Raw genomic sequence first — 13670 nt, 5'->3', positions numbered from 1 at the left:
TCAACTAAAAAGTCGCCCGCTTATGGGCGAGGCTTGAAACCCATTTTTCTGGTCAGTAAAATATTCAGATCCTCTTCCTCCCCTGAATCTTGGGCGATTTTGGCGATCGCTCCTACTACAGCGGACCTAACTGCCACCTTTTCAGAATTAATCTCCCGATAGAAATGCTCTTTTGCTTCAGAGCCAATAAATGCTAAAGCCCAAGCTGCATGACCTTTGGTACTTTCTGGATATTCTGTAGACCCTAAAATATCTAACAGCACAGGGGCAGCAGATTCCCCTATCCGAGCGAGAGCGCCAACTGACGATCCTTTAACCACTGTATCTTCATCATTAAGTAGGGCATGGACTAGGGGAGAAACTGTATCTGGATCGGCAATTAAGGTCAAAGTTTTGGCACTAGCTCGTCGCACAACAGGATTAGAGTGATTCAGGAGAGCTTCAGTTAAGAAAGGAGTAGCTGGTTTGCCAATTTGTCCAAGAGTCTCAGCCAACCCTAAGCGCACCATTCCCCGTGAATCGCCCAAGCATTCTACCATGAGTTGTAACCGTTGGCGATCATTAGTGTCAAAAGTTTTTTGGATTGCTTCTTGTCTAGTTTCTGCTAAAAAAGTATCTATTTGTTCTGGAGACAAAGTTTTTTGGACTGCTTCTTGTTTAGGCTCTGCTAAAAAAGTATCTGTTTGTTCTGGAGACATGGAAAAACTATAATAATTTTTCTTATAGAACCCATTTGAGATCTATATAATTGTGGTAGTCAAGTCTTTTCGCGCATCAATGAGTGAGAAAAAATCATCTGAAGAAGTGTTGAATTTTTTGTATTATCTCTCCCCACATCTTCTCTCTTCCCTCTTACCTCCTGTCTCCTGTCTCCTGTCTCCTGTCTCCTGACTCCTAGCTAAAAAAAACTTGATATTTATGAAGATACGGTTAGGGGTTCTATACCGCACCTGCTGCCCTAAGAATTTGCTCCATTTCTTTTAAGTTGAGTTTTTGAGTATATTTCAAGGGTGTATAATCCCAATCATTTTTGGCATTAACGTCAGCACCTTTTTCGATCAAGAGTTTGACAATATCAATATAATTTCGAGATACTGCCCTCATCAAAGAGGTAGCATTTTCTTTGTCTTTAACATTAACATCAGCACCCTGTTCAATCAGGGATTGGACTGATTCTAGATTTCCTTCTTTACTAGCTTGTAAGAGGGCTTCATTCAGCTCGTAAGTAGCACTCATTAAATCCTATCTTCAAAAAAACTCTTCAATTAAGATTAATGAAGGAATCTGAGTCCATTACTTAACTGTTCTAGCCAAGTAACAGGCCACAGAATCCTTCACCCATAAAGACTCGTTATTTTATTGTCATTTGAGACCAACCTATTACTAGGACATGGCATTAATAACGTAATCTAGGTATGCTGTTAATTCAGTTGCTGCTTGACCAGACATATCACGACCAGGACAAACGCGATCGCGGATTTTAGCTAAACCAGTCACATAAGTATCAGTACTAATTCCTAATGATTTATAAACTTCACGAGCACCTGCAATACCCCATTCGTCAACAGGACCTGTACCACCAACTACTAAACAATAGTTGATTAAACGTAAATAGTGAATGATGTCACGTTTACACTTGGATTTTTGTACATCTGCACCAATGTCTTTACCACTTCCATTGGGGTACTTAGCATAAATTGCGTCAACAGCTTCTTGAGCAACAGCATCATAGTTAGCAGCTAATTTTTCTGCTGCTTCCAAACGAGCGGCTCCACGTTGTAAACTACCTTGAACTGATTCCAAGTCAGAACTACTAGGATAACGACCACCTAAATCAGCAGATGCAATAGCTGTGGTTACAACTGATTTCATTATTGAGATTCTCCTTAAAATTGATAAAGCAAAAAAAAATGAATTAAATGTATGAACGAAAAATTATTTAGTTCTAGCTAATAGCTGCAACAACAGCATCAAAGTAACCAGACACTTCAGAAACTAAAGAAGCACAAGCTCCATCTTGTTCAGTTACATTCATTTTGCGTTGAGAAGCTGTATTGCTAACAAAAGCTACTGCTGCTGCTTTCATAATTCCTACTGCACGAGCTGCACTTCCTGCTGGTACACCTAAAGCAGAATAAGTTTCTTTCAAACCATTTAAACAACGGTCATTGAGTACGGAAGCATCACCTGCTAAAAGAGCATAGCAGATATAGCGAAGAATGATATCACCGTCACGCAAGCAAGCTGCCATTTTGCGGGTAGTATAAACACCGCCACCTGGTTCAGTTAAACCAGGACTTTCACAACAGATACCTGAAACAGCATCACTCACGATACAGCTTGAATTACTAGCAATAAAGTTTACTGCATCAAGACGTTTGTTGCCATCTGCGATAAAAGATTTGAGTGCTTCTAAGTCAGAACCACCAATGAAACCATCCTTCTTGCTGTTTGCTTCAACTACAGCTTTGGAAAATGCATCAAGCATCTTTAAAATCTCCTGATTTTGAATATTTTTTTCTTAGCCCCTTATTTTTAAGGGATTAATTAGGTTCGATTAATTTAACCGTTCGGAAACAATAGTAAAGGATAAAGTTCCATTTTGTCTTTGATTATGATAAACTAATTAATGTTTTGTAACAAAATTAACTATTATGACAATTTGTTTCTCATAAACCATCCATCATAGTATGATGCGATCCAAACTCTGAATTAGTAATTACAGCAATTTTCAGCTCATAGACCATATAGTATTGAATAGCTGAAGTAATGTAGGCTTCTAGTCACCAAAGGTTCTAGCTGGGACAATGCAGAATGGGGACTTAAGAAATGCGGTAGGCTTGACCGTCAATGCCTGTGGATGAGTAACTGCCGACGGCCTCAGTTGTTTGCGTAGTATTCTGTAGGAAAGCAGGAAGTAAACATTAAAATGTCGCGTTTTTTGACGTTTTATATCGGTTTTATGAAGCAGTCTTACAGAAGTTGGGACCTTTGTGGTTCACCCAAATTGAAAACTGCTGTAGATCCTCAAGCTTGAGGGAACTGAGGACCTCTAGTTTCTTTAAATTTTCAAAAAACCATAATCATAATTAAGGAGAAAAATATGGGCAATTTAGCCTTATCAGCAACTCTAGGATTAGATGCTTTTGAAGTTGATCCATTAGAGTTGCGTTCTAATTATACAGAAGACGACTTGCAAACTGTGATTCGAGCAGTTTATAAACAGGTACTAGGGAACGAACATATAATGGAAAGCCAACGTCTGGACAGTCCAGAAGCTCTTTTAAGAGATGGCTCTATTAGTGTACGTGAGTTTGTCAGGGTTGTGGCCAAATCACCTTTATACCAGTCTCTATTCTTTCATAGTTCTTCCCAAAACCGATTTATTGAACTTAACTTTAAACACCTTTTAGGTCGTCCTCCTCTAGATCAATCGGAAATTGATGAACACGTTTTAATATATTGTGAGCAAGGGTATGATGCAGAGATAGATTCTTACCTTGATAGTAATGAGTATATTGAAAGTTTTGGGGAAAATATTGTTCCTTATCCTCGTCACATTATTACCCAAACTGGGATGAAGACAGAAAGCTTCAATCGGATGTTTTCTCTATTACGAGGATCTGCTACAAGCGATCGCGATAACAGTGCCAAGTTAATTTCCTCTTTAGCAGCTAATTTAGCAACTCCCATTAAACCACCTAGTATGGGTAATGGTGCAGCTTATGATAATACATCTAAATCTTTCCTCATTGAGTTTGACTCCCGTACTGCTGATGCAAGAGTAAATCGTCGTGGGAAAAGACAAAGGGTTGTCACCTATTCTCAAATGAACCAAGAAGTTCGCAATATTCATAAAAGTGGTGGCAAAATTATTAAGATCACTGAGGTAGCTTAAAATCAAAGATATAGCAGTTCTTTAACATAAGAGGTACAGTTTTATATCCCCCCCTGCCTCACCTTTGTAAGGGGAAGCCAACAAAAAGTCCCCCTGACAAAGGGCAGGTCTGTTTCATTCTTGATAGACACGGGGATGCGGTGACATGGAGACATGGGGATGGAGGCTTTTAATTTATGATTATAAAGTTGACTTTTCACCATTTTAGTCAGAGCAAAAGGGACGCTTATTTGCCGATTTTTCCGCAAATTAATGTACTTCATAACTGTGGGAATTGCTGCTATAGTAGTCAGTAACAAGCAAAATAATTGCTGTTCTGGCTATTATAGTTTTTTGATATTTGCCGATCAATTTTTCATTTTTTCATTGTACTTAAATTTCTGTGAGAGGTATTTAAAATGACACAAATGACAACTATTGGAACTCCCCAAATTAGTAATTATGATGACCGCATTGTTGAAATTGAGGTTACAGGAGTCTGTCGTCAAAATGTTAAACGGGTGAGTTCTTACAAAAAGAAAGTCGCTCATAGCCGCATGAATGAAGCAATGCGAGAGATTTATTCTTTAGGAGGAAAAGTTGTAGCCGTTACAGTGTTAGGCGAATCATAAGCAAATAACGAGGAATAAGTACAAGTGTCAATGGTACGGTTCTGAAGCTATGGGTAGTTGATAGATTTTTTCCATCATCAAAAACTTGCTTTGACTATGGTCATGTCCAAGATATGCCTTTAAGCCTGAGAACTTATGATTGCCCTGACTGTGGCTTGTTAATAGATCGAGATTTAAACGCAAGTATAAATTTGAGAGAGCGAGTGCGTAATTCTGAGCTTTCCATTTCCTCCGGAAAGGCTTTGCCAACAGAATGCAAGACGCACTCAAGAAATGCGGTCGGCTCGACCGTCAATGCCTGTGGATGAGTAACCGCCGATGGCCGTAGGGACGTTGCATGCAACGTCCGTACAGCAGGAAGTAAACGTCAATTTGTCACGTTATGTGAAGCTTTGTATCAGTTTTATAGAGCAGGAAAGGTTATTGGCGTTACATTGTTAGGCGAATCATAAGCAAATAATCAACCAGTTGAAACTGACGCCTAAAGTTAAGACGACGGAAGAAAAAAGAGCCTTAAAAATAGGTCAATTGACTTCTGAAAACCTAAGACGCATTTAAAATGCGTCTTAGCTTAATTAACCCCAACTTATGAAGATATATGATCAACAATACTTTATTTCGCCCTTCTGTAATCAGAGCTGCTCGACAAAAATTCAATCCTGAAGGTTTTGACTTAGCAAAAGCTATAAAAAGAAGAAAAATTGCTTTAAATGCTCCTCCGCCTCCTGAAAAGAAAGAACCTGGTGAAAGTCATATCAATGCTTTTTCAGATTGTCAACCAATAGAATTAATCGAACCCAGTTCTGAAGCAGAACGAGAACTTGTCATTGAAGCAACTTATAAACAGGTGTTTGGTAATGCTCATCTGATGGAGAGTGAGAGATTCCCCCAAATTGAATCTCAATTCCGACGTGGTCAAATCACTGTGCTGGAATTTGTACGTCAGTTAGCTAAATCTGATAGATATCGTGTCTTATTCTTTGAGAGATGCACTAATTTAAGAGCAATTGAATTAAACTTTAAACATTTGCTCGGTCGTGCTCCGGAGAATTATGCGGAAATCTCTGAGCATATTAAGATTTTGGCAGAAGGTGGTTTTGCAGCAGAAATTGATTCCTACCTAGATAGTGATGAATATTGTCAAAGTTTTGGGGAAAATATAGTTCCTTACTATAGAGGATATCAAACTAAAACTGGCAAAAATTTAGCTGGATTTACTCATTCCTTCCAATTATTGCGCGGTGCTTCTAGTAGCGATAAATCAATTTTGAGCAGCTCTTCGCCTCAACTACAAGAAGCGCTTCTTGATGACAAACCTACTAAAATTGAACCTCTTTCCAGAGGTCTAACCCCAGTACCAAAAAAATCTCCTGTAAAATCAGTAGAATATAAATTCACAGACCTCGAAATTAGTGGCTATAAATATAAATCACCAGAGTATTTAGCGACTCCTGTTTCACCCAATACTTGGTTGCAACAGTATAAAGCTCGTGAAGCTGCTGCTACTTTTCCTGCTGCTAGAGAAAGTCAACCAGTTAAATTATTTGATGGTGCTTTTGGCGAAGAACTGGAGATAGTTATTCGAGCAGCTTATAAGCAAGTTTTTGGTAATGTTCATCTGATGGAAAGTCAGAGATTACTGACTGCTGAATCAAAGTTAAAAGATGGACAATTTACTGTTAAAGATTTTATTCGGGAGTTGGCACAATCAGATTTATATCGCTCTTTATTTTTTGAGACTTGCGCTAATGTCAGAGCGATAGAATTAAACTTTAAGCATTTGCTTGGTCGCGCTCCAGATAGTTTCCAAGAGGTATCCGAACATATTGCTATATTAGCTGAGAAGGGTTTGGCTGGTGAAATTGATTCTTATCTTGATAGCGAAGAATACGAGGAGAATTTTGGTAAGGATACTGTTCCTTATTATGTCAGCTACGAGACACAAACTGGCAAAAATGTAGCTGGATATAATCGTATTTTCCAATTAATTAAAGGTCAAAGTAGCAGCGATCGTTCTATTGCTTCTTCTATTGAATCTAGTAAGTCTTCTCAACTAGAGCAGTCTTTACTGAAAAAACCTGAAACTAAGAAGGAGCCAATAGTTTTCAATCCCAAAGGGTTTAACTTAGCAAAAGAATTAGGTGTTGGTACTTACAAACAAGAACCTCGAATACAGGAGCCTACAATCAGCGACCCCTATATCAAGGCTTTTGCTGATAGTAAACCAATAGAATTATTTACTGGAGATTCCTTTGAAAAGCAACAGCTTGTGATTGAAGCAGCTTATAAGCAAGTTTTTGGTAATGCTCATCTGATGGAGAGCGAGAGATTGCCAGAAATTGAATCTCAACTGTGCAGTGGTCGAATTACTGTGATGGAATTTGTCCGTCAATTAGCTAAATCAGAACGATATCGCGCCTTATTCTGGGAAAAATACCCTAATTTAAGAGTGATTGAATTAAACTTTAAACATTTGCTAGGTCGCGCTCCCGAAAATTACACGGAAATCTCTCAGCATATTAGTATTTTGGCAGAAGGTGGTTTTGAAGCAGAAATAGATTCCTACCTAAATAGTGATGAATATTGTCAAACTTTTGGGGAAAATATTGTTCCTTACTATCGGGGATATGAAACTCAAACAGGTAAAAATCTGACTGGATTTACCCATTCCTTCCAATTGTTGCGTGGTGCTTCTAGTAGCGATAAATCAATTTCTAGAAATACTTATGCTGAATTAGATCGAACTCTACTCAGCGATATACCTAATCAAATTACGGACTTTTCTGAAGATTCCAATGCTAAGGATCTAACTAGCCAAAGTGTTGAGTCTCAAGTAACAGAATCTCAAGAAATACCACCTAGTGAGTATCCTGTTTATAATGGAACATCTGTAAGTCAAAGAGCTATTATCTGCCAAAACGAATATAAAGCTGTAGTAGATAGTCCAATTAAGTTTAAGTTTGTTCCTAATAGTTCATTTGAAGATGTAGAATTAGTCATTCGAGCTTTGTACAAACAGGTTTTGGGTAACGCTCATGTGATGGAAAGTGAACGATTAACTGTTGCTGAATCTCAATTAAAACATGGTCATATTACTGTGCGGGAATTTGTACGTTGTTTGGCAAAATCAGAATTGTATAAATCTCGATTCATTGATAATTGTCCCCGCTATCGTTGCCATGAATTAAACTTCAAGCATCTTCTAGGTCGCGCTCCCGACAGTTATCAAGAAACTGTCTATCACAGTCAGATTCTAGATAGTCAAGGTTATGAAGCAGATATTGATTCCTACATTGATAGTCAAGAGTATGAAGAAGCTTTTGGGGAAAATATAGTTCCTTACTATCGAGGGTATAAAACTCAAACAGGTAAGAGCGTAGTGGGATATACCTATATGTTCGAGATGTTTGAAAGTCTCTCTACCAGCGATCAGGCTAGTTTTAGCGGAAATCAATCAAGATTACAAAATCAGCTAATGTCTAACAATCCTGTTAATGCTAGTCAACCTATTACTGATACCGTTGAGTTAGTTAGAAAAGTCCTTAAGGCTAGTAGCGGAAATCAATCAAGATTACAAAATCAGCTAATGTCTAACAATCCTAATACTTTTCAACCTGTTAATGATACCGTTCAGTTAGTTAGAAAAGTCCTGAACCTTGTTTAATAATTATGAGGTTTAAAGATTAGTATCTGTGATAGAACACAGATTAAACTTAACTAAAAATAAGGAGATTAATTAAAATGTCTGAAGCTGGAGGAGTCTTTTTTGTAAATGCTCTTTTTATGTTTCTTCTACTCTTAGGACTTTTCCTGATTAAAACTCCGGAGGAAAGAGCGAAGTAACTCTGTGAATCCCTAAAAAAAGAGCTTGTCTAACGATTTTTTTGACTAATCTATGTTGGATATAGTCTAGTAGTCGTAGGGAAACTCATTTTGGCCATGAATCCCTACTGACTTAATTAGGGTTTGCTGAAAAAGTCTTATGGGTAAGGGTAGGAGACAACCCACCCCTAGCCCCTCCCAGGAGGGGAGGGGGAGACAGGAGGAACGGGGAATTATAGAGGAGGTAGGAGGAAGAATAATCAAGGGTAATTGCTGCGCAACTCTCGCCTAAAATGCTAATTTTTTGAACAATTACGACCTAAAAGCTTGGAATTTTTTTTACTAAAAAATGCGCTCAACCTTTATATGTCAGTGCTTTTAGATTTATTCAGCAAGCCCTAATTAGACTTAGGAATTAGAGCAAAATAAAATCGGATAAAATTAATTACGCTCCAGAGGTTTGAATGGCAGAAACCAGAATTTCCCGGTCTTATCAAAATGTTGGCATTTATACCCGCGCTCTCCCTACGGGAGAGCGGAGGGATGGGAATGCCAATCAATGTTGCGGTTTTACAGATAATCTGTTAACATACAAATATTGCTTAACCAAAAACCAAGGTTAAGATTACTGTAACTGTTCAATCAAGTCACCGAGGGGCACGCCTCCTCCGGAGGAGCTGCGCTAACGGAGAAGTTAAACGGACACAGAGGAAGTGTTAGACTGGCTTTGCCAGCATTTTCCAGTGAGGTGTCAACCCGCCCTGAGTCATTTGTGAGCGCGAGCGTCTGTTCGAGTGATGGATGGGAATCCCGCGCTGTACCGTCAGGTTAGGGTCGGGAGGATGTCAATGATATGGCTTGTAATACACCTTATCATCTTCGAGAGAAGTAATAGCTGAGGAATCATTTCAGTTATCAGTTATCAGTTAGCCTCCAGAAGAGGAACTGCATTTATCAATAGTCAGGAGTCATATCATGTCCGGTTGAATAGTTAGACTTTGGCGGTCCGAAGGCAGGAGGCAGGAGGCAGGAGGCAGAAGGTTTTCTCAAGAGTGTCACCTTAATTTTATACACGCTCCGATGCTACCGGACATGATATCAGGAGTCAGGAGGGAATAGAGAAGAAAGCAAAGTATAAAAAAATCTCCTTTCTAGCCTTTTCTTTCCTTCTGCCTTCTGCCTTCTACTCTCTGCCTTCCTTCAGCCCTATTTAATTTGAGAAATAGCAATTTTGGCAACTTGCGAAATTCCAGGTCGATTATCCTCTAATTTAGCTTCTAAATAAGGTAAAGCCTCTTTTTCCCCTAATTTTCCTAATGCGAGAAAGGCTGCTTTTGATAATTCTAAATTAGACTCATCTAACAGAGGAATAAGTTTGGCTAATGCCAACGCTGGTGGTATTCTACTTAAAGCTGCGATCGCTTCCAGACGGACTTCAACATCTCGATCCTCAAGAGCAGAAAAGATAACTTGCTCTAAACTTTTATCCCATCTACTTTCTGCTATCCTCCCTAAAGCTCCTACTACACAAATGCGAACATCTCTGTTATCTGATTGGTATGCTAACAATAATTCTTCAATCCCTTCTGCTCCAATAAATCCTAATGCCCAACTAGCTTGCCCCTTAGATGTACCGGGATAATCTCCTTCTATGATTTCTAATAAAGGTTTAACGGCGAGGACACCCATTTTGGCTAATGCTCCAGCAGATGAACTTTTGACTACTGTATCCTCATCATTTAATAGTGCATTAATTAAAGTGGGAATAGAATCTGGTTCTTGGATTTTAGCTAATCCTTTTCCTGCCGATCGCCTCACAACCGGATTCGGATGGTTAGCTAGTGCTTCTAATAAAAAAGGAGTTATTGGTTTACCAATTTGCCCAAAAGCCTCCACAAAACCTAATCGAACCATACCTCGCTGATCTGCCAATGCTTCTACCATTTTTTGCAATAGTTCAGAGTCTTGTGAGTCAAATGTTTTTTGAGCGAGTTGTTCGTTAATTTGTTCTAATAATTGTTCAATTTCTATAGGATCTGGTAATTTTTCAGAAATATTGACCATGGAAAATTAATAATAAATAAATCAAGAATCTAGTAATTTTACCATATCAGAATAATTGTGTTTTTGAGCCATGATCAATGCCGTCAAACCATTTTTTTCCTGAATATCTTTTCGGGCTTTATTTTCTAGCAACACTTGCACTGTGTCAGGATGATTATGGGCTATAGCCATCATTAAAGCAGTCCACCCTTGACCATCTTGGGCATTAATATTTGCTCCATATTTAAGAATAGTGTTAACTGTTGCAGTATGACCAAAAGAGGCGGATGCTTGTAGAGCTGTAACACCATATTTATCCGCAGCATTAATATCTGCTCCTTGCTCAAGCAGAATTTTAACGGTTGCAGTTTCCCCTTGTCGAGCAGCCCACATCAAAGCTGTCCTACCAAAGAGGTTGTCTCTGGTATTGATATCATCAACTTGGACAAGCAAAGTTTGTACTAGATCAACTTGACCGTTTTTAGCTGCTTCTATCAATTTATCACCAGAAGTGAGTAGGAAGCCCATGACTTTAGTTGTCGTGAAAAGTATATTGGTATTCATCTTTCCGTTCTACTAAACTTACCCAAACTTACCCATGAGGGTTTTGGAGCTAGCTTCCTGTTTCACTGAAGACCACCGACCGCAGTCTGTAACTTATCTTCTCCACAGGCTTAAAATCCCTTGGAACTCAAGCTACTTGTTCACAAGGATAATTTAAATGTATGATAGCAGATAATCAGCAGTTCTTCAAGATTTCTTAACATTTGTCCAACTTTTTTCAATTATTTGGCTTCAGTAGTTAGCCCTGTATAAGCTATTAGTATTTGTAGTTAATTCAAGGGATTAACTTAGTTTTTGGTTAATATATTATATTAGACAAACTTGATGCTCTAGTAGCAACCCGTCCAACATAAGTACCAATCTTTTTGCCTTTAGCTATATATAGCTTTATGGATGGTTTGTGAGAAACAATGAGAAACAAATTAATAAAACTTCACTAATTAATACTGAGAACTTAAAAGTTAATTTTTATTACTTTTACAACTTAATTAGTTGACAAACTTACAGAAAATATTAAATTAATAGGCAATTCCTGTTGTTTCGACTAGGAGAATCAAATAATCAAGATATTTGACAAAAATACAATATCCTCAAAAAAATGACTTGGAGGGTTTTATGAAAACACAGCCTGTGAATACGAGCTTGATGGAAATTAATCCAACACAGGATTATTCAGATCGTCCGTCTTGTTTAAAAGCAATCTATCGACAACTATTTAAAGAAAACCGTAATTTCGATTTCTTTCACAATTCTACATTAGATTCATTGTTTTTAGCAGGTGAATTAACAACTCGCGACATGATTTGTGAGTTGCTTTGTTCAGAAATGTATAGAGACTATATTTTGGAAGTTAACAGTAACTATCATTTTATTAGTCTTTGTTTTGAACGAGTTCTTGGTCGTCCGCCAGAAGATCAAGAAAAATATCAATGGAGTTCTTTTTTGGCAACAGAAGGACTCAGAGCTTTTGCCGAAAAATTGACAGGAAGTGATGAATATATAGCAGCTTTTGGGGACAATATTGTGCCAAGTCGTCGCTCTTTAAAGCTTTTTTCCAGCGATCAAAATCTTCCTGCTTTACCTAAAGAGCAAAGTATTCAACGCTATGGCGGAGAGGGGAATACTAATCAGTATAGACCTCATTACTATGGGAGTATTCTCCGTTGGGAAAATGGGCAACCCCCTCGTCTTGTGCGTCAAATCTTTGCTGTTATAGCTGTTGCATCCGCAATTGAAGTTATTAGAATCTTTCTGACGGTTGCTATTGCTGCCTTCAAGACAGGTTCTTTTTAATATACCTGTGCTAAAAATATGTAAAATCTGCATAAGATTTCAGTTTGTCCTAATTTCAATTATTGTTTTAATCCAGAGAGAAAAATAACATGATTCATTTAATGACACTTGCTACTGCTGTTCCCCATACCCCTGAGTGGAGTCCTATAGTTGGAATAGTAATGATTATTTGCAATATATTAGCGATCGCTATAGGTAAGTTCACTATGGCTACCCCTACTGCTGGACCCGCATTACCTATGCCACAAATGTTTGGTGGAATGGGATATCCTGCTCTGTTAGCAACTACGAGTTTAGGCCATGTGATCGGATTTGGTGTTATTCTAGGATTGGCGAATATAGGGATTCTCTAATCTACTGAAACGCGATTAGGGTCTTCTACCAAGACTAATAAAAAAATATATCAGGTGAAAAAGTAATGTAGAGATTTTCCACGGAATGTCTCTACAAAACTTTGGAATCGATCAAATTTTAGCTTATATCATGTCCGGATAATCAGTGATAAAAAACCTTTTCCCTTCTAACCTTTTCTTTCCTCACAGGAGTGCGCATTCCCTTGCGTCTGACGCCGACGCGGGGTCGCACCGCTTCTGCCTCCTGCCTCCAGCTCCCGCTGCCTTACCTCCTCCAAAGTGTAAGTATTCAACCGGACATGATATTATATGTTAGATTCTCCAGAACTTCAACAACCTGCTTTTGGATTTGTGACAAATGGTTGTGATTTTAGATTTGTTAAACTCTATATAAAGAGGTAGTCCTCAATATGGATTGTCTCGTTTGTTTTCTATAGATAGCGAACAAGATTTCTATACTGTTGTAAGTATTTTTAAGAGTTTGGCTCAATTAATTAGGGTTTGCGTATGGAAAGTTTTTTTGCTCTTTGTAGGGAGTAGGCAGTAGGAGCAGACGTAGAATAAATGGGAATTACAGAGTCAGTGGCCAAAACAATAGTCAGAGTGATTCTTCGGCTTTTGCTACCCGAAAATGCTCACTTTTGTAACCTGAGCAGCTGAAAAGCTCATACTTTTTCCAGACATAAATTGCCTAAAACCGATATCAGTCAATGCACGATATTTAATCAGCAAGTCCTAATTAGTCAGCGATGAGTTAAGACTAGGAAAAAAAGTAAAAAACAGGTCTTTTTAAGGTAAGTAGTTGTAGTGGATAAATTCTATTCCTCTTGACATCCTCTCCGGCCTAAAGGCGCGGAGATTCCTACCGAGCCGAAGCTCCTCGGCGGGTTGACACTTCATTGCCTGCTGCTACTTTTGCAGTAGTCTTACGCTTGCCTCCGCGTCCGTTTAATGTCTCAGACTGCCCGCCCGCGACTAATATATTTATTGCTGCATTCTCATCTCTATCGTGTTTTGCACCACAGTTGAGACACTCCCATTCTCGCACCTTCAGGTCTAACTTACCACCTTTAAACCCACAATCTG

Annotated in this window: 14 protein-coding genes; 7 read left to right on the top strand and 7 right to left on the bottom strand. The window is 38.5% G+C overall.

The genetic code is table 11. From position 1 onward, the window contains the following. Positions 1 to 20: 20 nt before the first annotated feature. The 4 genes from F6K54_RS27290 to F6K54_RS27275 all read right to left on the bottom strand — a co-directional run bounded on the left by F6K54_RS27290 (position 21) and on the right by F6K54_RS27275 (position 2488). Positions 21 to 698: a HEAT repeat domain-containing protein gene (locus F6K54_RS27290; protein WP_293084614.1), complete on the bottom strand. Its 678-nt coding sequence runs from the start codon at positions 696 to 698 to the stop codon at positions 21 to 23. A 241-nt stretch (positions 699 to 939) separates the two neighbouring features. Further along, positions 940 to 1236 (bottom strand): ankyrin repeat domain-containing protein, encoded by a 297-nt coding sequence (locus tag F6K54_RS27285; protein WP_293084612.1) that lies wholly within the window; start codon positions 1234 to 1236, stop codon positions 940 to 942. Positions 1237 to 1383: 147 nt separating this feature from the next. After that, positions 1384 to 1872 (bottom strand): bleomycin hydrolase, encoded by a 489-nt coding sequence (locus F6K54_RS27280; RefSeq protein ID WP_293084609.1) that lies wholly within the window; start codon positions 1870 to 1872, stop codon positions 1384 to 1386. Between the two features lie 73 nt (positions 1873 to 1945). After that, entirely contained in the window at positions 1946 to 2488 is a 543-nt protein-coding gene (locus tag F6K54_RS27275) for a phycocyanin subunit beta (protein WP_293084606.1), read from the bottom strand. A gap of 615 nt (positions 2489 to 3103) precedes the next feature. Here F6K54_RS27275 and F6K54_RS27270 point away from each other — a divergent pair. The 5 genes from F6K54_RS27270 (at position 3104) to F6K54_RS27250 (ending at position 8954) form a co-directional block, all read left to right on the top strand. Beyond that, positions 3104 to 3898 carry a phycobilisome rod-core linker polypeptide gene (locus F6K54_RS27270; RefSeq protein WP_293084604.1) on the top strand — a complete coding sequence of 265 codons (795 nt, stop codon included), beginning with the start codon at positions 3104 to 3106 and terminating at the stop codon, positions 3896 to 3898. Between the two features lie 398 nt (positions 3899 to 4296). Further along, positions 4297 to 4509 (top strand): phycobilisome linker polypeptide, encoded by a 213-nt coding sequence (locus F6K54_RS27265; protein WP_293084601.1) that lies wholly within the window; start codon positions 4297 to 4299, stop codon positions 4507 to 4509. Positions 4510 to 4622: 113 nt separating this feature from the next. Continuing rightward, entirely contained in the window at positions 4623 to 4817 is a 195-nt protein-coding gene (locus F6K54_RS27260; protein WP_375342005.1) for a zinc ribbon domain-containing protein, read from the top strand. Between the two features lie 290 nt (positions 4818 to 5107). Further along, positions 5108 to 8173: a phycobilisome rod-core linker polypeptide gene (locus F6K54_RS27255; protein ID WP_293084599.1), complete on the top strand. Its 3066-nt coding sequence runs from the start codon at positions 5108 to 5110 to the stop codon at positions 8171 to 8173. Between the two features lie 622 nt (positions 8174 to 8795). After that, the gene (locus F6K54_RS27250) at positions 8796 to 8954 is read left to right on the top strand and encodes a hypothetical protein (RefSeq protein WP_293084596.1); all 159 of its coding nucleotides are present in this window, start codon (positions 8796 to 8798) and stop codon (positions 8952 to 8954) included. A gap of 583 nt (positions 8955 to 9537) precedes the next feature. Here F6K54_RS27250 and F6K54_RS27245 read toward each other — a convergent pair. Both F6K54_RS27245 and F6K54_RS27240 read right to left on the bottom strand, forming a co-directional pair. Next, positions 9538 to 10395 (bottom strand): HEAT repeat domain-containing protein, encoded by an 858-nt coding sequence (locus F6K54_RS27245; protein ID WP_293084594.1) that lies wholly within the window; start codon positions 10393 to 10395, stop codon positions 9538 to 9540. 21 nt (positions 10396 to 10416) lie between these two features. Beyond that, positions 10417 to 10938 carry an ankyrin repeat domain-containing protein gene (locus F6K54_RS27240; protein WP_293084591.1) on the bottom strand — a complete coding sequence of 174 codons (522 nt, stop codon included), beginning with the start codon at positions 10936 to 10938 and terminating at the stop codon, positions 10417 to 10419. A 615-nt stretch (positions 10939 to 11553) separates the two neighbouring features. Between F6K54_RS27240 and F6K54_RS27235 the strand changes: the two genes are divergently transcribed. Next, on the top strand, positions 11554 to 12231 hold the full coding sequence (locus tag F6K54_RS27235; protein WP_293084589.1) for a phycobilisome rod-core linker polypeptide: 678 nt from the start codon (positions 11554 to 11556) through the stop codon (positions 12229 to 12231). Positions 12232 to 12320: 89 nt separating this feature from the next. After that, the gene (gene psaK / locus F6K54_RS27230) at positions 12321 to 12584 is read left to right on the top strand and encodes a photosystem I reaction center subunit PsaK (protein ID WP_293084586.1); all 264 of its coding nucleotides are present in this window, start codon (positions 12321 to 12323) and stop codon (positions 12582 to 12584) included. Between the two features lie 862 nt (positions 12585 to 13446). Here the strand turns inward: psaK and F6K54_RS27225 are convergent. Continuing rightward, the coding region (locus F6K54_RS27225) for a zinc ribbon domain-containing protein (RefSeq protein WP_293084584.1) at positions 13447 to 13670 on the bottom strand (224 nt) is incomplete at its 5' end.

The organism is Okeania sp. SIO3B5, from assembly GCF_010692555.1.
GTDB lineage: Bacteria > Cyanobacteriota > Cyanobacteriia > Cyanobacteriales > Microcoleaceae > Okeania.
The sequence above is the reverse complement of the archived record's forward strand: the minus strand, read 5'-3'. Positions and strand labels throughout refer to the sequence as shown.

Coding starts and splice junctions, on each gene's coding strand:
- F6K54_RS27275 (WP_293084606.1), bottom strand. CDS start 2,488: ATGCTTGATGCATTTTCCAAAGCTGTAGTTGAAGCAAACAGCAAGAAG.
- F6K54_RS27235 (WP_293084589.1), top strand. CDS start 11,554: ATGAAAACACAGCCTGTGAATACGAGCTTGATGGAAATTAATCCAACA.
- F6K54_RS27240 (WP_293084591.1), bottom strand. CDS start 10,938: ATGAATACCAATATACTTTTCACGACAACTAAAGTCATGGGCTTCCTA.
- F6K54_RS27265 (WP_293084601.1), top strand. CDS start 4,297: ATGACACAAATGACAACTATTGGAACTCCCCAAATTAGTAATTATGAT.
- F6K54_RS27290 (WP_293084614.1), bottom strand. CDS start 698: ATGTCTCCAGAACAAACAGATACTTTTTTAGCAGAGCCTAAACAAGAA.
- F6K54_RS27270 (WP_293084604.1), top strand. CDS start 3,104: ATGGGCAATTTAGCCTTATCAGCAACTCTAGGATTAGATGCTTTTGAA.
- F6K54_RS27280 (WP_293084609.1), bottom strand. CDS start 1,872: ATGAAATCAGTTGTAACCACAGCTATTGCATCTGCTGATTTAGGTGGT.
- F6K54_RS27260 (WP_375342005.1), top strand. CDS start 4,623: ATGCCTTTAAGCCTGAGAACTTATGATTGCCCTGACTGTGGCTTGTTA.
- F6K54_RS27285 (WP_293084612.1), bottom strand. CDS start 1,236: ATGAGTGCTACTTACGAGCTGAATGAAGCCCTCTTACAAGCTAGTAAA.
- F6K54_RS27250 (WP_293084596.1), top strand. CDS start 8,796: ATGGCAGAAACCAGAATTTCCCGGTCTTATCAAAATGTTGGCATTTAT.
- F6K54_RS27255 (WP_293084599.1), top strand. CDS start 5,108: ATGATCAACAATACTTTATTTCGCCCTTCTGTAATCAGAGCTGCTCGA.
- F6K54_RS27245 (WP_293084594.1), bottom strand. CDS start 10,395: ATGGTCAATATTTCTGAAAAATTACCAGATCCTATAGAAATTGAACAA.
- psaK (WP_293084586.1), top strand. CDS start 12,321: ATGATTCATTTAATGACACTTGCTACTGCTGTTCCCCATACCCCTGAG.